This is a genomic window from Streptococcus infantis (genome assembly GCF_047460685.1).
In the GTDB taxonomy this organism is placed as follows: Bacteria; Bacillota; Bacilli; order Lactobacillales; family Streptococcaceae; genus Streptococcus; species Streptococcus infantis_AD.
Window position 1 is genome coordinate 17,296 of the sequence record NZ_JASHFS010000009.1, and the last position, 18,161, is coordinate 35,456.

Annotated in this window: 16 protein-coding genes; 5 read left to right on the forward strand and 11 right to left on the reverse strand. The window is 40.9% G+C overall.

Features of this window, described 5'->3' with window-relative positions; translation table 11 throughout:
* Positions 1 to 32: 32 nt before the first annotated feature.
* The 6 genes from QM917_RS05555 to QM917_RS05580 form a co-directional block, all read right to left on the reverse strand.
* Positions 33 to 1,526 (reverse strand): hypothetical protein, encoded by a 1,494-nt coding sequence (locus QM917_RS05555; protein WP_414285179.1) that lies wholly within the window; start codon positions 1,524 to 1,526, stop codon positions 33 to 35.
* A complete protein-coding gene (locus QM917_RS05560) occupies positions 1,526 to 4,177 on the reverse strand; it encodes a valine--tRNA ligase (RefSeq protein WP_414285180.1) in 2,652 nt (883 codons plus the stop codon). The genes QM917_RS05555 and QM917_RS05560 overlap by 1 nt, the downstream gene beginning before the upstream one ends.
* Positions 4,170 to 5,546, reverse strand: coding sequence for a beta-carotene 15,15'-monooxygenase (locus tag QM917_RS05565; RefSeq protein WP_414285232.1), 1,377 nt, complete (start codon positions 5,544 to 5,546; stop codon positions 4,170 to 4,172). Before QM917_RS05565 ends, QM917_RS05560 begins: the two co-directional genes overlap by 8 nt.
* Positions 5,547 to 5,571: 25 nt before the next feature.
* Positions 5,572 to 6,138 (reverse strand): GNAT family N-acetyltransferase, encoded by a 567-nt coding sequence (locus QM917_RS05570; protein WP_414285181.1) that lies wholly within the window; start codon positions 6,136 to 6,138, stop codon positions 5,572 to 5,574.
* Positions 6,125 to 6,703, reverse strand: a complete 579-nt coding sequence (locus tag QM917_RS05575) for a flavin reductase family protein (protein WP_414285182.1) — start codon at positions 6,701 to 6,703, stop codon at positions 6,125 to 6,127. The genes QM917_RS05570 and QM917_RS05575 overlap by 14 nt, the downstream gene beginning before the upstream one ends.
* 288 nt (positions 6,704 to 6,991) lie before the next feature.
* The gene (locus QM917_RS05580; RefSeq protein ID WP_414285183.1) at positions 6,992 to 7,387 is read right to left on the reverse strand and encodes a helix-hairpin-helix domain-containing protein; all 396 of its coding nucleotides are present in this window, start codon (positions 7,385 to 7,387) and stop codon (positions 6,992 to 6,994) included.
* A gap of 215 nt (positions 7,388 to 7,602) precedes the next feature.
* Here QM917_RS05580 and QM917_RS05585 point away from each other — a divergent pair, with 215 nt between their 5' ends.
* From QM917_RS05585 to QM917_RS05605, 5 genes are all read left to right on the forward strand, one after another.
* A complete protein-coding gene (locus QM917_RS05585; RefSeq protein ID WP_075231150.1) occupies positions 7,603 to 8,355 on the forward strand; it encodes an isoprenyl transferase in 753 nt (250 codons plus the stop codon).
* An 8-nt stretch (positions 8,356 to 8,363) separates the two neighbouring features.
* Complete coding sequence (locus QM917_RS05590; RefSeq protein WP_153225267.1) at positions 8,364 to 9,167, forward strand: phosphatidate cytidylyltransferase; 804 nt, start codon at positions 8,364 to 8,366, stop codon at positions 9,165 to 9,167.
* A gap of 21 nt (positions 9,168 to 9,188) precedes the next feature.
* Positions 9,189 to 10,445: an RIP metalloprotease RseP gene (gene rseP, locus QM917_RS05595; RefSeq protein ID WP_414285184.1), complete on the forward strand. Its 1,257-nt coding sequence runs from the start codon at positions 9,189 to 9,191 to the stop codon at positions 10,443 to 10,445.
* 17 nt (positions 10,446 to 10,462) lie between these two features.
* Entirely contained in the window at positions 10,463 to 12,316 is a 1,854-nt protein-coding gene (locus QM917_RS05600; RefSeq protein ID WP_414285185.1) for a proline--tRNA ligase, read from the forward strand.
* 224 nt (positions 12,317 to 12,540) lie between these two features.
* Positions 12,541 to 13,920 (forward strand): glycoside hydrolase family 1 protein, encoded by a 1,380-nt coding sequence (locus QM917_RS05605; protein ID WP_414285186.1) that lies wholly within the window; start codon positions 12,541 to 12,543, stop codon positions 13,918 to 13,920.
* Between the two features lie 82 nt (positions 13,921 to 14,002).
* Here the strand turns inward: QM917_RS05605 and QM917_RS05610 are convergent, their stop codons facing one another.
* The 5 genes from QM917_RS05610 to QM917_RS05630 all read right to left on the reverse strand — a co-directional run bounded on the left by QM917_RS05610 (position 14,003) and on the right by QM917_RS05630 (position 18,090).
* Entirely contained in the window at positions 14,003 to 14,677 is a 675-nt protein-coding gene (locus tag QM917_RS05610; protein WP_414276554.1) for a rhomboid family intramembrane serine protease, read from the reverse strand.
* The gene (locus QM917_RS05615; RefSeq protein WP_414276553.1) at positions 14,661 to 15,200 is read right to left on the reverse strand and encodes a 5-formyltetrahydrofolate cyclo-ligase; all 540 of its coding nucleotides are present in this window, start codon (positions 15,198 to 15,200) and stop codon (positions 14,661 to 14,663) included. Before QM917_RS05615 ends, QM917_RS05610 begins: the two co-directional genes overlap by 17 nt.
* Before the next feature lie 3 nt (positions 15,201 to 15,203).
* Positions 15,204 to 16,334, reverse strand: coding sequence for an N-acetyldiaminopimelate deacetylase (locus QM917_RS05620; protein WP_414285187.1), 1,131 nt, complete (start codon positions 16,332 to 16,334; stop codon positions 15,204 to 15,206).
* Between the two features lie 61 nt (positions 16,335 to 16,395).
* Complete coding sequence (gene dapD / locus QM917_RS05625) at positions 16,396 to 17,094, reverse strand: 2,3,4,5-tetrahydropyridine-2,6-dicarboxylate N-acetyltransferase (protein WP_248034990.1); 699 nt, start codon at positions 17,092 to 17,094, stop codon at positions 16,396 to 16,398.
* A gap of 84 nt (positions 17,095 to 17,178) precedes the next feature.
* Positions 17,179 to 18,090: a DMT family transporter gene (locus QM917_RS05630; RefSeq protein ID WP_281335661.1), complete on the reverse strand. Its 912-nt coding sequence runs from the start codon at positions 18,088 to 18,090 to the stop codon at positions 17,179 to 17,181.
* Positions 18,091 to 18,161 lie beyond the last annotated feature (71 nt).

Sequence of the window (18,161 nt, forward strand, 5' to 3'; positions counted from 1 at the left end):
ATTACGATCAACTAAACTCAGTAATTTTTCAATTATCTTATCTTAAAAATATCCTGATTTATAAAACGAAGCAATGATTTCTCAGGAACTTCAAGTAACTCACTTCGGTGATTAAACTTATCTTCAAATATATAAGTCACAACATCATTTTTTAATTCAATCCAGTATCGACCGTGCATAATTGCATTTCTAATTCTTTCAACTATATAAGCTGTTCTTAAGTCTCTATGAGTTTTGATTTCATATTTATCTTTATTTGTTTGATAGTAATTATATAGTGCAAGAGGATTTTTTAAAAAGATACCTTGTACGCTAATTTTAGAATAGTTAATTTTAGGTAAATCATCATCTTCAATACGAGATGCAATATTAAACATTCGTAAAATTTCAAAAGAAAATTTAAAGCAAAGGGATTTATCAGCATCCTCCTGTAGCTCTTTTAAACTATCTATAATCTGCCCTAATCTATTGACTCCAAGATGTCTATCTCTTAAATAGTCAATCAATCGGTCATTCAACTGAATTAAGTGAACCAAAAAATTTGAAAATTCCGTTTCAAAATCAAATAAGAATTTTATTTGATTGAGAAAATCGTGTACATCGCTCCATGTGTATCTGTTTAAATAGAATTTAAGATAGTGACTTAAATCATCATCGTTAATATCTTCAATTCGATAATCTAGATTATATTTTTCAATAAATTGTTTGATTATATTTTTATCATTACTCTGCAAAATATCTGTAAATTGATTCATTGGGTGACTTTTATCGAAACCAGAGTATTTTATATTAAAATTTTTCGGGAGTGTCACTTCGTTAAATTTAGTTTCTCTTTTTTGAAAATCTACCTCAAACCAAGAGTGTTTATATGATATTCCAGAGGAGGAATAATTTGAAAAGAATTGCTGAATAAAAAGATGCAAAATTGGTTCAAAAACAAATCCAATTTCTTTAGTATGTCCGTTATCATGATTATAAATTGAAAAATTACTTAGAAACCCCGTAGAATCATTTGCATAAAAACCGTATTGCATATGTGAGTAGGCATTTCTTACTATCTTGAACTGATCCCAAACTCGTCTGTCTTCTCCATCTAGTGAGTAAAAAAATGAATCAAATTTATTAATGTGTATTTTTAAAAGATTGTTCAAATACTTCTTATAATCATTTAAAAATTGTTGTTCTCGTATGAAGAGTTTTGGATTATTCAATCTGTCAAAAAATGGTTGAAAGACAAACTTATCTTTCAAATAAACATTATAAACTTTCTCATTATTGAAAGTTAACAAGACTGCATCTAGGAATATTCTAAATCTATTTAAATCAATAATACTTAAATTATCAAATTGACCTTGTTTTAATTTGTTAATCAGATCATCTATTACAATCCCGTCATAGTATAGATTCTGATAATAATCAATCATTTCGAAATTATTATTTAAATAGTCAAGAATTGAGCCTTTTGACTCTAATATATTCAGTGGTTTATTAAACCACGACTTATAATTTTCGTAATCTTTACCCACTATTTAACCAACTTCTTCATCTCATCAATACGTGCGACAGTCGCGTCGTATTTCGCTTGGTAGTCGGCTTGTTTGTCGCGTTCTTTTTGGACGACTTCTGGTTTAGCATTGGCTACGAAGCGTTCGTTAGAGAGCTTTTTGCCGACCATATCCAGTTCTTTTTGCCATTTAGCGAGTTCTTTGTCGAGACGAGCCAATTCTTCTTCGACATTAAGGAGGTCAGCGAGTGGCAAGTAGATTTCTGCTCCAGTGATGACGCTTGACATAGCGAGTTCAGGTGCAGGGATGGTTGATGCGATCTCCAAGTGTTCAGGATTTGTGAAACGTTTGATGTAGTTGACATTACTGTTAAAGAAGACTTCCAAGTCGCTATCGCTTGTCTTAACAAGGATGGTGATAGGCTTGCTTGGTGCTACGTTCACTTCCGCACGCGCATTCCGAACAGCACGGATCAAGTCTTTGAGGCTTTCTACTCCAGTGTGGGCCGCAAGGTCTTCAAAGGCTGGGTTGACAGTTGGGTATGCTGCTGTGACGATAGAGCCTTCTGAGATTTGTCCAAAGATTTCCTCTGTCACGAATGGCATGATTGGGTGAAGAAGACGAAGGATCTTGTCCAAAGTGTAAAGGAGAACAGAACGTGTGATGACTTTCTCTTCTTCGATATCGCTATAAAGGACTTCCTTGGTCAATTCAACATACCAGTCCGCAAACTCGTCCCAGATGAAGTTGTAGAGGATGTGACCAGCCACACCAAATTCAAACTTGTCAAAGTTAGCCGTTGCTTTTCCGATTGTTTCATTGAGGTTGTGGAGAATCCAGCGGTCTGTGACGTTTCCAGCTTCCTTGTTAACAACTTTTTCGACATTGGCAGTTGCTTGCTCGAGGGTCAAGCCTTCATTGTTCATGAGGATGTAGCGAGAGATATTCCAGATTTTGTTAATAAAGTTCCATGAAGCATCCATTTTCTCGTAAGAGAAGCGCACGTCTTGACCTGGTGCAGAACCGTTTGAAAGGAACCAACGAAGGGCATCTGCACCGTATTTCTCGATAACATCCATCGGGTCAATCCCGTTACCAAGAGATTTCGACATCTTGCGTCCTTGCTCGTCACGAATAAGACCGTGGATCAGCACGTTTTGGAATGGCTGACGGCCAGTGAATTCCAATGATTGGAAGATCATACGAGACACCCAGAAGAAGATGATGTCGTAACCTGTTACCAAGGTTGAAGTTGGGAAGTAACGTTTGAAGTCTTCTGAGTCGACATCAGGCCAGCCCATGGTTGAGAATGGCCAAAGGGCAGAACTGAACCAAGTGTCCAAAACATCTTCGTCTTGAGTCCATCCGTCCCCTTCTGGAGCTTCTTCACCTACGTACATTTCCCCCTCAGCATTGTACCAAGCAGGGATTTGGTGACCCCACCAGAGCTGACGAGAGATTACCCAGTCATGTACATTTTCCATCCATTGAAGGAAGGTATCGTTGAAACGAGGTGGGTAGAATTCTACCTTGTCCTCTGTATCTTGGTTGGCAATGGCATTTTTAGCCAATTGGTCCATCTTGACGAACCATTGCGTAGATAAGCGTGGCTCAACCACGACACCTGTACGCTCTGAGTGACCGACACTGTGGACACGTTTTTCGATTTTAACGAGGGCACCGATTTCTTCCAACTTAGCAACGACTGCCTTACGAGCTTCGAAACGGTCCATACCTGCAAATTCAAAGGCCAAGTCATTCATTGTTCCGTCGTCGTTCATAACATTGACTTGTGGCAAGTTATGGCGTTGACCAACCAAGAAGTCGTTTGGATCGTGGGCAGGTGTGATTTTTACGACACCTGTACCAAATTCAGGATCTGCATGTTCATCCCCAACGATTGGGATGAGTTTATTAGCGATTGGAAGGATAACATTTTTACCGATCAAGTCCTTGTAGCGTGGGTCTTCTGGATTGACCGCAACTGCAACGTCCCCAAACATAGTCTCAGGACGAGTGGTCGCAACTTCAAGGGCGCGTGAACCATCTTCTAGCATGTAATTCATGTGGTAGAAGGCACCTTCAACGTCCTTGTGAATAACCTCGATATCAGAAAGGGCTGTGCGAGCTGCTGGGTCCCAGTTGATGATAAACTCACCACGGTAAATCCAGCCTTTCTTGTAAAGATCCACAAAGACCTTGCGAACAGCTTTTGACAAACCTTCGTCAAGCGTGAAACGCTCGCGAGAGTAGTCTACAGAGAGCCCCATCTTGCCCCATTGTTCCTTGATAGTAGTGGCATATTCGTCTTTCCATTCCCAGACTTTGTCAAGGAATTTCTCACGACCGAGGTCATAACGGCTAATGCCCTCACCACGCAAGCGTTCCTCAACCTTAGCTTGGGTGGCAATCCCAGCGTGGTCCATACCAGGAAGCCAGAGCGTGTCGAAACCTTGCATGCGTTTTTGACGGATGATGATATCTTGCAAAGTCGTATCCCAAGCGTGACCAAGGTGGAGTTTCCCAGTTACGTTTGGTGGTGGAATGACGATTGAATAAGGCTTAGCCTTTTTATCGCCTGAAGGCTTGAAAACATCTTCGTCAAGCCATTTTTGGTAACGACCAGCCTCAACCTCGGCTGGATTGTATTTAGGTGAAAGTTCTTTAGACATTATTTTTTCTCCTTTTATTTTTTTCAAATTTATAATATCTTTTTGATGGATCTAAATAGAAATATTTTAACAACCAAATCATGCCCCTTCCAATAATTAATGATAATATGAAACAAAAGAAAACAATTATAGTTGAGGCAATAAATTCAGATGTCCAATCAGCTGACAAATTTATTAGTTTGGCCAACTCTACTTTAATCTTCCATCCCCATATAATTTCAATTAACTTTGGAATAATACTCAACATTAATAAAGTAAGAAAACAATATATTTGAACTCGATAGAGGTGTCTATCCATTTTATCAGTTCTTATTGGTTTTTTCTTATATTTATTTGTATCAAACTGAGAATTTATTTCCCCGATTAGATTTGGAATTAGTATTGGTAAAAACCAGCTTAGAGCATTGATTAATTCGTTTTCAACTTGATTAAATACTGTCAACAATAATATACTCATTGTTGCAGTTAGCCATGAAGCAATCACTTCTTTTATATCTTTTGCACCATATCCAATCATATTATAAATTTGCCACCAAAAGAATGAATAAAGTACTATATATAAAATGAATGTAAGAATGTCAATTACTAAAACAGTCTCAGAATTCATAGCTTTAGAAAAAAAGTAATAAAGATAGATATAATACCACAAAAACGAAGTAATAAACATCGTGGCATATACATTCCATAGTGTCCTTCCCTTAGGAACATCTACTTTATTAACTTTTTTAAATATCTTAATTGATACTATACTTTTTATGGTAGATAATATAGATGGTAGTATTAATATTGTTAAAATACTGAACCAGTTGTTTATTTGATTTTCACTTATACCATAATTAGTTAAGAAATACTGAGATACGTTAATCAAAATTGATTCAACTAAATTCAGATTTTGTAAAAAGTAAATCAATATTCCGCAGAATATTCCATCAAAAACATTTATAAAAGCCAAGGATTCAGTACTTTTAGTAAGAAAGTCTCTAAACTTATTAAATCGATTTATATATTTAAGTGCATATATCAGTATCAATGCAAACTGGAAAATTATAACTAATTTTAAATCGATTAGGAAGAATATAATCAAAGTTGAGATAGAAATACACCAATAAGTAAGAATAGCAATTTCAGAGATCCTTCTTTTAGAGAATAATTTAAGATAAAAACATATCAAAGACAAAAAAGTTATTATCTCCAGAATAGAAAATGCAATATCCCTGTTAAAAAATAAGCTTAATAAAAATGCGGGAAGTGTTAATCCTAAAATAGATACAAGGGACAGTATAGGAAAAAAAGCAAGCGCATTCAAACATATTTTCCAAACATGAACAAAAAACTTCCTTACTCTATCATCGGTCTCAAGAAAACACATTAATTTCAAAAATTACCTCCCTCATTTAACAGTTTAAACTCTCCCACTCACTCTTCAGCAAACCATATATGAGACTGTCACAGCGGTTACCTTGAGCATCTTTGCGGTCTCTTATGCGAGCTTCAAGGGAGAAACCAAGCTTCTCAGCGACTCGTTGACTTTGGACATTGTAACCAAAACAAGTTAGTTCAATCTTGTGTAGGTTCAATTCTTTAAAAGCTAAATCAATCAAGGCACGTGCTGCTTCGGGCACATAGCCTCGGCCCCAATAGTCTGGATGCAAGGTATAGCCAATCTCCAGCACATCGTCTTCGTAGCGACGGGGGAAATCGACAGAACCAATGATTGTATTGGTCCCTTTAATCCCAATTCCATAGCCTGCTGGGAGATTGTCCTTTTGATTACGCTCGGGAAGGATATGTTCTAGGTAATAAATCTCATCTTCCAAGGTTTTGACAGGTGGAACCCCTGCTGGGTAAGAGACTTCTGGACGACTGGCATAGCCAAAGATATCCTCAGCATCCGCCACTGTACGTACTCGCAAGACCAGTCGCTCCGTTTCGATTTGTTCTGGCAGTTCAGTTCTTGTCATTCTTCTTCCTCGCTTTCTTGATGAAGCTCCCCATAGGATCGACTCGGTCATCTAGATAACGATAAACGCGCTGATGGCCATCCCCCATAAAGTAAGTAGGCGCAAAGTGGTCATTTTTAAAATGGCCCTTGTCATCTAAGAGCTCTTGGTCAGCCAGTCGCTCGAGAATTTTGGCAAAGATATGACAGATGCCATCTTCCTCGATAATCCGATCAATCTGGCAATCCAAAACGACTGGGCAAGCCTCTAAAATCGGTGCCTGAGTCCGTACAGAAATCTCGTAGTCAAGCCCTAGGTGTTTTAACTTTTCCCGATGGCTGATAAAGCCAGCCTGCTCCATTTCGAGCATGAAGTTTTCATCAGGGATGTTTACGGTAAACTGTTGATAATGCTTAATCTGGTCAGCCGCATTTTCCTCAGCACCAACCCCGATGACTAGCCAATCGCCTAGACTATAGGAGGAACTGCAGGTCGTAATATTGTGCCCAAAGTTCTGGTCCTGATATCCCAAGATGAAGATTGGAAAACCATAGTAGAGTTTACTGGTGTTAAAAGACTGTTTCATGACAACCTCCTTTGGCTAGGGGTGTAAAAGAAAAATCGTCCCTGCCATCAATCTGACAGGGACGAATGTGTTAATCCGCGGTACCACCCAATTTCGGGCAGATGCCCGCAACTCTTGTCTTTAAAACAAAAAGACATTTTTATTTCAATTTTTCATCCATTAGCAACCAGTTTTGACACATTTGTGGACTTCTCAGCACCGCCACTTTCTGTAAAATGTGGGACTCAAAACACCTCTAATGGCTATATTTTAACAAGTTTTTGACGGAAAAGCAAGGAACAAGAAAGATTACTTGAACTTAATGCCATTTTCTTTTAATTTCTTGATCGTAGCTGGACCGATTCCTTTCAAGGCAAGGAGTTCTTTTTCTGTCCAGTTTTTGAAGTCAGCAGCAGACTTGATCCCTTCATCGTAGAAAGTTTTAGCACGGTCAAGTGGAAGTCCGCCTAGGTTAGCTGCGAACTCTTCAACAGAAGTCGTAACCTTGTGGGCTTGCTCTTTAGTTACTTCTACAGCTTTTTCTACTTGCTTAGAGACAGCTTTACCTGCATCGCTTGCTGCTTTTTCAGCATGTTTTACAACTTTTTTTGTTTCTTCGACAACCTTGTTTACAGCGCTTGAAAATGCACCTGAGCGACGTAGGCTGTTTCTCAATTGTTTTTTACGTTGTAGTGTCTTTGACATCATAAAATCCTTTCAATAAAAAATCCCTGTGGCTGAACAAGGATCGAATCTCTATGGTTTTATTGTATCAACTTTCTTTAGGAATTGCAAGGCTTGATATACTGGAAATATAGGAGATATATGGGAAATTTCGCCGTAGAATGATAGACGATAATAGAAGAAAATTGAAAAATATGGTATAATGAAACGATAGATTTTTGAATAGGAATACAATCATGTTTGGATTTTTAAAAAAAGATAAAGCAACAGAAGCCCCCACAATGGTGCCCGACCACATCGGTGTTATTATGGATGGGAATGGCCGTTGGGCTAAAAAACGGATGCAGCCACGTGTCTTTGGGCATAAGGCTGGGATGGATGCATTGAGAAAGGTAGCGATTGCTGCTAGTGATATGGGTGTCAAAGCCTTGACGGTCTATGCCTTCTCAACTGAAAATTGGACACGTCCAGACCAGGAAGTCAAGTTTATCATGAACTTACCTGTTGAATTTTATGATAAGTTTGTTCCCGAATTGCATCAGAAGAACATGAAGATTCAAATGATTGGGGAGACTGATCGTTTGCCGAAGCAGACTTTTGATGCTCTTAAAAAGGCAGAAGAGCTGACTAAGTTAAATACAGGATTGATTCTCAATTTTGCCCTTAATTATGGTGGACGAGCTGAAATTACACAAGCGGTCAAGTTGATTGCACAGGATGTTTTAGATGCTAAGATCAATCCTGGTGATATCACAGAGGAATTGATTGGGGAATACCTCTTTACGGGACATTTGCCAAAAGTCTTGCGTGATCCTGACTTGATTATTCGGACCAGCGGTGAACTTCGTTTGAGTAATTTCTTGCCTTGGCAGGCTGCTTATAGCGAGCTCTATTTCACGGATGTCTTGTGGCCTGACTTTGATGAGGAAGCCTTGAAAGATGCTATCATCGAGTACAATCGTCGCAACCGTCGTTTTGGAGGAGTTTAGGAGATATTATGATACAGGATTTACAAAAGAGAACCCTTTTTGCTATCTTGGCCTTGGCTATCTTTATCCCAATCTTGGCGATTGGTGGCTTATGGCTCCAGATTGCCATGGGGGTTGTGGCTATGTTGGGAGTACATGAGTTACTGCGCATGAAGGGTTTAAATACCATGACGCCTGAAGGTCTCTTGACTTTACTAGCGACTTTTGCTCTGACCGTACCTTTGGAAAACTACTGGAAGTTTTTACCTGTAGATGGGAATGTTGTAGCTTATAGTGTCGTGATACTGATTTTACTAGGGGCAACAGTCTTCAGCAAGAACTATACTATTGAGGATGCTGTTTTTCCGATTGCCATGAGTTTTTATGTTGGCTTTGGTTTTAATGCTTTGGTCGATGCTCGTATTGCAGGTTTGGATAAGGCGCTTTTGGGACTGTGTATGGTCTGGGCAACCGATAGTGGTGCTTATCTGGTAGGAATGAAGTTTGGTAAGAGAAAGCTAGCTCCGAGAGTTTCCCCTAACAAGACCATAGAGGGTGCTATGGGGGGTATCGTGGCTGCTATGCTAGTGACTTTGATTTTTATGCTAGTTGATAGTACCGTTGCTTTACCTTATGGAATTTACAAAATGATGGTCTTTGCTATTTTCTTTAGTATAGCTGGTCAGTTGGGCGATTTGATTGAAAGTGCTATGAAACGTCACTTTGGTGTCAAAGACTCAGGCAAGTTTATCCCAGGTCATGGTGGGGTATTGGATCGTTTTGATTGCATGCTGGCTGTCTTCCCGATTATGCACCTCTTTGGCTTATTTTAAGGAAAGGTAAATAGAAATTAAATGATAGGATTACTAACATTTATCCTAGTTTTTGGGATTATCGTGGTGGTTCACGAATTCGGGCATTTTTACTTTGCTAAGAAGTCCGGGATTTTAGTTCGTGAATTTGCCATCGGTATGGGTCCCAAAATCTTTGCCCATATCGGAAAAGATGGGACTGCTTATACTATTCGTCTCCTGCCACTGGGTGGTTACGTTCGTATGGCAGGTTGGGGTGAAGATACGACAGAGATTAAGACTGGAACCCCTGCAAGTCTAACATTGGCAGCGGATGGTAAGGTCAAACGTATCAATCTCTCTGGGAAAAAGGTTGACCAGACTGCTTTACCCATGCAGGTCACTCAGTTTGATTTTGAGGATAAACTCTTTATTAGAGGCTTGGTCTTGGAAGAGGAAAAGACTTTCTCAGTTGACCATGATGCAACCATTGTGGAAGCTGATGGAACGGAAGTTCGTATCGCTCCATTAGACGTCCAATATCAAAATGCGACTGTCTGGGGGAAATTGATTACCAACTTTGCAGGTCCTATGAATAACTTTATCCTAGGAGTTATCGTCTTCTGGATTTTGATTTTCATGCAAGGTGGCGTTCGTGATACGCAAACGAACAATTTCAGTATTATTCCAGATAGCGCTTTGGCTAAGGTTGGAGTTGAAAATACGGCCCAAATCACTAAGGTCGGAAGTTATGAGATTTCAAACTGGTCAGATTTGATTCAGGCGGTCGATGCAGAAACCAAGGACAAAACAGCGCCCGTTTTGGATGTGACGGTTTCTGAAAATGGCACTGAAAAACAAGTCAGTGTGACGCCTGAGGAGAGTCAAGGGCGTTATATCTTGGGTGTCCAGCCGAGACTCAAATCAGATATCTGGTCTATGTTTATGGGCGGATTTACAAGTGCAGCTGATTCAGCTTTGCGAATCCTCAATGCTTTGAAGAGTCTGATTTTCCAACCGGATTTGAATAAGCTGGGCGGTCCCGTTGCCATCTTTAAGGCAAGTAGTGATGCTGCTAAAAATGGTCTTGAGAATGTCTTGTTCTTCTTGGCTATAATTTCCATCAATATCGGAATTTTCAACTTGATTCCGATTCCTGCACTAGATGGTGGAAAAATCGTGCTCAACATCCTAGAAGCTATCCGTCGCAAACCACTAAAACAAGAAATTGAAACCTATGTCACTCTGGTCGGAGTTGTCATTATGGTCGTCTTGATGCTCGCCGTGACATGGAACGACATCATGCGTACCTTCTTTTAAGAAATAGAGGAGTCATTATGAAACAAAGTAAAATGCTTATCCCAACGCTTCGCGAAATGCCAAGCGATGCTCAAGTTATCAGTCACGCCCTTATGTTGCGTGCTGGTTATGTTCGTCAAGTATCAGCAGGTGTTTACTCTTATCTACCACTTGCTAACCGTGTTATCGAAAAAGCTAAGAAGATCATGCGTCAAGAATTTGACAAGATTGGTGCTGTTGAGATGTTGGCTCCAGCCCTTCTCAGTGCTGACCTTTGGCGTGAATCTGGTCGTTATGAAACTTACGGTGAGGACTTGTACAAATTGAAAAACCGTGAGAAGTCAGACTTTATCTTGGGTCCAACTCACGAAGAAACTTTCACAGCTATTGTCCGTGATTCTGTCAAGTCTTACAAGCAATTACCACTGAACTTGTACCAAATCCAGCCTAAGTATCGTGATGAAAAACGTCCACGTAATGGACTTCTTCGTACGCGTGAATTCATCATGAAAGATGGTTATAGCTTCCACGCTAACTACGATAGCTTGGATGTAACTTATGATGAGTACAAGGCAGCCTATGAGCGTATCTTCACTCGTAGTGGTTTGGACTTTAAAGCCATCATCGGTGACGGTGGAGCCATGGGTGGTAAGGATAGCCAAGAGTTTATGGCTATCACACCTGCTCGTACAGATCTTGACCGTTGGGTTGTTTTAGACAAGTCCGTCGCATCATTTGACGAGATTCCTGCAGATGTACAGAAAGAAATCAAGGCAGAATTGCTCAAATGGATGGTTTCTGGTGAAGACACCATTGCCTACTCAAGTGAATCAAGCTATGCAGCTAACTTGGAAATGGCTACCAACGAGTATAAACCAAGCAACCGTGTTGTGACTGAAGATGAAGTGGCTCGCGTGGAAACACCAGGTGTCAAATCGATTGATGAAGTCGCAGCCTTCTTGAATGTTTCTGAAGAGCAAACAATCAAGACCTTGGTTTATATGGCAGACCAAGAACCAGTTGTAGCTCTACTTGTCGGCAATGACCAACTCAATGAAGTCAAATTGAAAAACTACCTTGGAGCAGATTTCTTGGAACCTGCAACTGAGGTAGAAGTGAAAGAATTGTTGGGAGCAGACTTTGGTTCTCTTGGCCCAGTAGATCTTCCAGAAAATGTTAAGATTATCGCTGACCGCAAGGTACAAGATAGCCGCAATGCTGTTGTTGGTGCCAATGAAGATGGTTACCACTTGACTGGTGTCAACCCAGGTCGTGACTTCACTGCTGAGTATGTGGATATCCGTGAAGTCCGTGAGGGTGAGATTTCTCCAGACGGACAAGGTATTCTCAACTTTGCGCGTGGTATCGAGATCGGTCACATCTTTAAACTGGGTACTCGTTACTCAGCAAGTATGGGGGCAGATGTCTTGGATGAAAATGGCCGTGCTGTGCCAATCATCATGGGATGCTACGGTATCGGTGTCAGTCGTCTCCTTTCAGCCGTTATGGAGCAACACGCTCGCCTCTTTGTTAACAAAACTCCAAAAGGTGAATACCGTTACGCTTGGGGTATCAATTTCCCTAAAGAATTGGCGCCATTTGATGTACACTTGATTCCAGTCAATGTTAAGGATGAAGACTCTCTTGAATTGACTAATCGTATCGAAGAAGCCTTAGTCAACAAAGGCTATGAAGTATTGACAGATGACCGTAACGAACGTGTCGGAGTTAAATTCAGCGATAGCGACTTAATCGGTCTTCCAATTCGTATCACTGTTGGTAAGAAAGCAGCTGACGGTATCGTAGAAGTGAAGATCAAGGCGACAGGAGATACAATCGAAGTTCACGCAGATAACTTGCTTGAAACTCTTGAAATCTTAACCAACAAATAAAATCTATAATCAGAAGAAAAACAAGACAAAAATGTAACTAGTTTTTGCCTTGTTTTTTCTTTATAATGAGAGAAAGTAAGACTCAATGAAAATCAAAGAGCAAACTAGGAAACTAGCCGCAGGTTGCTCAAAACACCGTTTTGAGGTTGCAGATGGAAGTTGACGCGGTTTGAATTTGATTTTCGAAGAGTATAAACATTAAAAGCGTAAAAAGAGGTAGTACTATGCTAAAATTTCCAAAGGATTTTGTCTGGGGTTCCTCAACTTCTGGGCCGCAGACAGAAGGACGAGTGCCTGGTGATGGCAAGGGAGATAATCTCTGGGATTATTGGTTTCAAGTAGAGCCAAATCGTTACTACAATGGTATTGGACCAGACAAAACGTCGACCTTCTATGAAAACTGGGAAAAGGATATCGAACTCTTGTTAGAAACTGGCCACACAGCCTTTCGAACTTCTATCCAGTGGTCTCGTATTTTCCCACAGGGCCGTGGGGAAGTCAACCCTCAAGGGGTGGCTTTCTACCGTCAGGTATTTGAAGCCATCAAGGCCAAGGGTATTTGCCTCTTAGTCAATCTTTATCACTTTGACCTGCCTTTTGCCCTTCAAGAAGATGGGGATGGTTGGGAAAATAAAGCAACTATTAAAGCTTATGAAGACTATGCTCGTTTCTGTTTTGAGACCTACGGTGACCTTGTGGACCAATGGATTACCTTCAATGAGCCTATCGTTCCTGTAGAGTTTGGCTATTTTTATGATGCCCATTATCCACATAAGGTGGATGCCAAAGCAGCGGTTAAGGTTGCCTATCATACACAACTGGCGAGCACTCTTGCAGTTAAGGCTTGTCATGAAGTCTTGCCTAGTTCTAAGATTGGGATTGTCCTCAACTTGACACCAGCCTATCCACGTAGCCAACATCCTGCCGATGTAAAAGCTGCTCGTATAGCTGACCTCTTCCAGGCACAATCTTTCCTAGATCCATCTGTTTTAGGAGCTTATCCAGAAGAGTTGGTGGAGATTTTAGCAGACCATGACTTATTACCAGAGTACACAGCCGAAGAGTTGGAGCTAATACGTGAGAACACCGTTGACTTCCTAGGAGTCAACTACTATCAACCTTTGCGTGTTATGGCGCCACGTTTTGCTAAGCATCCTGATAGTCCACTCTTACCAGAACATTTCTATGAACCTTACGTCATGCCAGGTCGTAAGATTAATCCACACCGCGGTTGGGAAATCTACGAGCAAGGAATTTATGACATTGCCCAAAACATCAAGAAAAACTATGGGAATATCGAGTGGATGCTGACAGAAAATGGGATGGGTGTTGAAGGTGAAGACAAATTCCGTGAAAATGGCATGATTCAGGATGACTACCGTATTGACTTTGTCAAAGGTCATCTGCGTGAGCTTCATCGTGCAATTGAAGACGGTGCCAACTGTAAAGGCTATTTGATCTGGACCTTTATTGATTGCTGGTCATGGCTCAATAGCTATAAAAACCGTTATGGTTTAGTCGAGCTTGACCTTGAAACGCAAGAACGCCGTCTGAAAAAATCAGGCCACTGGTTTAAAGAACTCAGCGATAACAATGGGTTTTAAGAACTTTGCAGTCTAACAAATGATATGAAAAAACCATTGGACCTCAACTCTTTTCGAGTTTTTCCAATGGTTTTTCTTGTTCTTATAATAGTCCAATAAAGAGTAGTAGAGCTGATAAACCAATAAAGGTTAGAGTTGCAAGACCACGTTGGCCTGGATTGTATATCTTTCGTTCTCCTCGAACTGGGAATACGATAGCTAGTAATGCGCCACCGACAGCTCCACCTACGTGTCCAGCAAGGCTAATACCAGGCATAAAAACACTACCTACTAGGTTGATAACTAAGAGGGAGAGGTAAGATTGACCGAGCTGTTGCAGATAGGGATTGCGTGAGGCATAACGGAGAACGACAATAGAAGCGAACATACCGTAGAGGGCAGTTGAAGCACCTGCAGTAATGGCATTGGGACTAAAAACGAGGACAAAGAGATTTCCCATCATACCTGATAGAAGGTAGATAAAGAAAAACTGTTTGGAGCCAAAGATTTGTTCCATCTGACGTCCCAAGAAGTAAAGGGATAGCATATTGACTAAAAAGTGCTCCAAGCCAATGTGGACAAAGGTTGCCGAAAATAAGCGCCAGATTTGTTCAGGCATGGCCTTGATAGCAGGAGGATAAACAGCTCCAAACCGATACAAGGTAGCTGCACTTGTGTAATTGAAACCGCTGGTTAGAAACATGATGATAAAAACTAGGGTTGTCACGAGGAGAAAGAAGCTCGTGACAGGATAACGACGATCAAAAATCTCTTTCATAGATGAGTACCTCCTCAACGGGAATATCATGTGTATCAGGATGGAAATCCTGAATCTGACAAGGATAAAGTGTACTAATGGTGTGACCAGTAAAATGCTCCAAGTAGCGGTCGTAGTAGCCACCTCCATAGCCAACTCGATAACCAGAGGGATTGAAAGCTAAACCAGGAACATGGATCAAGTCAATCTGAGAGGGCACAAAGACAATAGCTTCCCCCTGCGGTTCAAGAAGTCCAAAAGAATTTCTTTCGAGTTTCTCTGGTTCATATAGAACAAAGTCCATTTTTCCATGTGGATAGGTTTTGGGAATGAGGAGTGTCTTCCCATCTTTTTGAGCTTGTTCGATCAGTTCAGCTGTCTGAAATTCATGAGGAAAAGACAGGTAAGTGGCGATAGTCTTTGATTCTTTATAAAAAGGATGTTGAAAAAACTGATCTGTGAGCCAATAATTTATGCTCTGCTTTTCTTCTTTGGATAGAGACTTGAGTTCTTGCAAGACCTGCTTGCGTAAGCTTTTTTTCATAGTTTACTCCGCAGCTTTCTTGGCTAAAAAGCTTGATACAGCCTCGACACCGATTGCCAGAGCTTCTTCCTTAGGACTCATCTTTGGATGGTGAAGAGCATAGGGACTATCAATTCCAAGCCAGAACATGACACCAGGAATCTTGGAGAGAAGATAACCAAAGTCTTCTCCTGTCATGGCAGGTTCGATGTCGATTAATTCAATTCCCTCTTTTTCATCAAAGAAGGTCATCAATTCACAGGCTAGTTCAGGGTTGTTTTCGACTGGCAAATAGCCTCCCTGTTTGAGTTCAATCTCTACATCCATGTCAAAGGCAGCTGCTACACCTTCAGCGATAGCTTTGACACGTTTTTGAACCAAAAGACTCATATTGTGTGTAAGAGCTCGAATGGTTCCATGCAGGAAAGCTGTATCAGCGATGACATTATTGGTTGTACCAGCTTGAAAAACACCGAAAGTGACAACAGCTCCCTCGATAGGATCGACATTACGGCTGACAACTGACTGGACTTGGGTCACAAAATAGCTAGCTGCAACCAGAGCATCGTTTGCTTCGTGTGGAAAGGCAGCGTGTCCGCCTTTACCCTTAAAGCGAATCTTAACTTCACATGTTCCAGCAAAGAGTGTATGGGTATTGGTCGCAATCTGTCCAACTTTTAAGTCAGGACGGATATGAAGTCCATAGAATTGATCAGGCAACCAGTCACCAAAAGCATCATCTTCATACATGAGCATACCACCTGCTTCGTTTTCCTCGGCAGGTTGGAAGAGAAAGAGGAGATTGTTTTTGGGTTGGTTTTCTAGAGCACGTTCGAGACTTCCAAGGGCAATGGTCATGTGAAAATCGTGTCCACAAGCATGCATGCGGTCGGGGTGCTGAGAGGCAAAAGGAAGACCTGTTTGTTCAACGATTGGAAGTCCATCGATGTCTGTCCGCCAACCGATAGTACGTTCTGGGTGACTTCCCTGCAAGTAAACTAAAATACCTGTTCGCCAAGTACGAATCTGAACAAAATCCTTACCAGCTGTTAATGTTTCAATGACATTGAGTAAATAAGCGTGAGTCTTGAATTCTTCTAAACCGATCTCAGGAATTTGGTGAAGATCGCGTCGAGTTTGAATCAAATCTAACATAGTTAATTTCCTTCTATTGATACGAGAAAGAGGCTGGAAATATTTCCGCCTCTGTTACTAATTACAAGGTGCGAAGCGCATCCTCTAGCGCTGTTTTTTGTTGGGTTTGGCTATCGATTTCCTTGATAACACGAGCTGGGACACCTGCTACCACAACATTTTCAGGAACATCTTGAGTGACGATAGCGCCTGCTGCAACAACAGAACCACTACCGATTTGAACACCTTCGATAACTACAGCGTTAGCACCGATGAGAACATTGTCACCGACACGGACAGGTTCAGCACTAGCTGGCTCGATAACGCCTGCAAGAACAGCACCTGCACCAACGTGGCTATTTTTACCGACAATAGCGCGTCCACCAAGGATAGCTCCCATATCAATCATAGTGCCAGATCCGATTTCTGCACCGATATTGATAACAGCCCCCATCATGATAACAGCGTTGTCGCCAATCTCAACCTGGTCACGGATGATAGCACCTGGCTCGATACGCGCATTGATATCACGTTTATCAAGGAGAGGCACAGCAGAGTTGCGAGCATCTTGTTCAACAACATAGTCCTTGTTTTCTGTAAGTCCTTCAAGAAGTGGAGCGATATCTTTCCAGTCTCCAAAAAGAACATTCCCAAGCTTGATAACAGAGGCAGGGATAGCTCCAGCAAGTTGCCCCTCAAAGGTCACTTTTACACTTGTCTTTTTCTCAGCATTTGCGATAAATTGGATAATTTCTTGTGCATTCATTTTTGTAGCAGTCATAGGTGTCTCCTCACTCTTTGTAATGCTTACTATTCTACCAAAAAAGGCTTCAATTTTGAAGCCTTAAGTGTTAAAAGAAGGTGTTTAATTCTTGGATTTAGATTCTTCGATGGACAAGAAAACCATAGGAACGATAATCAAAATCATGGCCAGTACCAAGAAACTATCCAGAACCATGCCAAGGAAAAGAACGCTTAGAATAGCAGAGGATAGCGGTTCGCTTGCGCTGACGACTGACACCACCAAGGGAGAAACGAGAGAGACAGCCTTCATCGATAGGAAAAAGGCAAAGGCAGTTCCCAAAAAGGCAATAGTCAAACAAATACAGATACTGATGGCATCAACCTGGAAGCTAATCTTATAAACAGGGTAGAGAAAATTACTAAAAAGGCCCGCGATAATCATTCCCCAACCAACAGTTGGCACAAATCCGTATTTTTTTGCAAAGCGTTGGGGTAAGATGACATTGAACATAACACCTAGGGCACTGAGAAGACCTGTCAGTAAAGCAAGAGGAGTGATGGATAGCTTAGCCAAATCGCCTTTGGTAGCCATCAAAAAGACCCCAAGCATAGCAGTCAGAACATAGAAGATCGCTTTTTTAGAAGCTTTTTTTTTGTAGATAATGCGGTTGTAGATAAGAATGAAGACAGGACTGATAAATTGTAGGATGGTTGCAGTTGTAGCGTTGGAGTACTCCACACAGAGATAAAAGAAAAATTGTACGGAGAAGATCCCTAAGATAGCATAGGCGAGAAAAGGAAGGTAATTGTTTCGATTTTTCCAGATTTCGAAGAGCTGGGACCGGAGTTTAAGACTAGATAAGACGATTACGAAACCACCTGCGACGAGTAGACGCATAGAAGTAATCCACCCTGAAGATACTTGATAATGTGAAAAAAAGTACTCTCCTAAGATTCCACAGATCCCCCAGATCAAGCCAGATAGGAGAGAATAAATGGTTCCCTTAAAAATATTCTTTTGATATTTATTCATGTTGCTATTGTACCATGAAATGAAAAAAGAAAAAAGAGAGTGGAGAAAAATCATTTCTTTCCCACTCTCAA

Excerpts from the sequence above, each read along its gene's own strand:
- QM917_RS05575 (WP_414285182.1), bottom strand. The coding sequence starts at position 6,703 with ATGAAACAGTCTTTTAACACCAGTAAACTCTACTATGGTTTTCCAATC.
- QM917_RS05605 (WP_414285186.1), top strand. The coding sequence starts at position 12,541 with ATGCTAAAATTTCCAAAGGATTTTGTCTGGGGTTCCTCAACTTCTGGG.
- rseP (WP_414285184.1), top strand. The coding sequence starts at position 9,189 with ATGATAGGATTACTAACATTTATCCTAGTTTTTGGGATTATCGTGGTG.
- QM917_RS05615 (WP_414276553.1), bottom strand. The coding sequence starts at position 15,200 with ATGAAAAAAAGCTTACGCAAGCAGGTCTTGCAAGAACTCAAGTCTCTA.
- QM917_RS05580 (WP_414285183.1), bottom strand. The coding sequence starts at position 7,387 with ATGTCAAAGACACTACAACGTAAAAAACAATTGAGAAACAGCCTACGT.
- QM917_RS05630 (WP_281335661.1), bottom strand. The coding sequence starts at position 18,090 with ATGAATAAATATCAAAAGAATATTTTTAAGGGAACCATTTATTCTCTC.
- QM917_RS05590 (WP_153225267.1), top strand. The coding sequence starts at position 8,364 with ATGATACAGGATTTACAAAAGAGAACCCTTTTTGCTATCTTGGCCTTG.
- QM917_RS05565 (WP_414285232.1), bottom strand. The coding sequence starts at position 5,546 with ATGTGTTTTCTTGAGACCGATGATAGAGTAAGGAAGTTTTTTGTTCAT.
- QM917_RS05610 (WP_414276554.1), bottom strand. The coding sequence starts at position 14,677 with ATGAAAGAGATTTTTGATCGTCGTTATCCTGTCACGAGCTTCTTTCTC.
- QM917_RS05570 (WP_414285181.1), bottom strand. The coding sequence starts at position 6,138 with ATGACAAGAACTGAACTGCCAGAACAAATCGAAACGGAGCGACTGGTC.
- QM917_RS05585 (WP_075231150.1), top strand. The coding sequence starts at position 7,603 with ATGTTTGGATTTTTAAAAAAAGATAAAGCAACAGAAGCCCCCACAATG.
- QM917_RS05600 (WP_414285185.1), top strand. The coding sequence starts at position 10,463 with ATGAAACAAAGTAAAATGCTTATCCCAACGCTTCGCGAAATGCCAAGC.
- QM917_RS05560 (WP_414285180.1), bottom strand. The coding sequence starts at position 4,177 with ATGTCTAAAGAACTTTCACCTAAATACAATCCAGCCGAGGTTGAGGCT.
- QM917_RS05620 (WP_414285187.1), bottom strand. The coding sequence starts at position 16,334 with ATGTTAGATTTGATTCAAACTCGACGCGATCTTCACCAAATTCCTGAG.
- dapD (WP_248034990.1), bottom strand. The coding sequence starts at position 17,094 with ATGACTGCTACAAAAATGAATGCACAAGAAATTATCCAATTTATCGCA.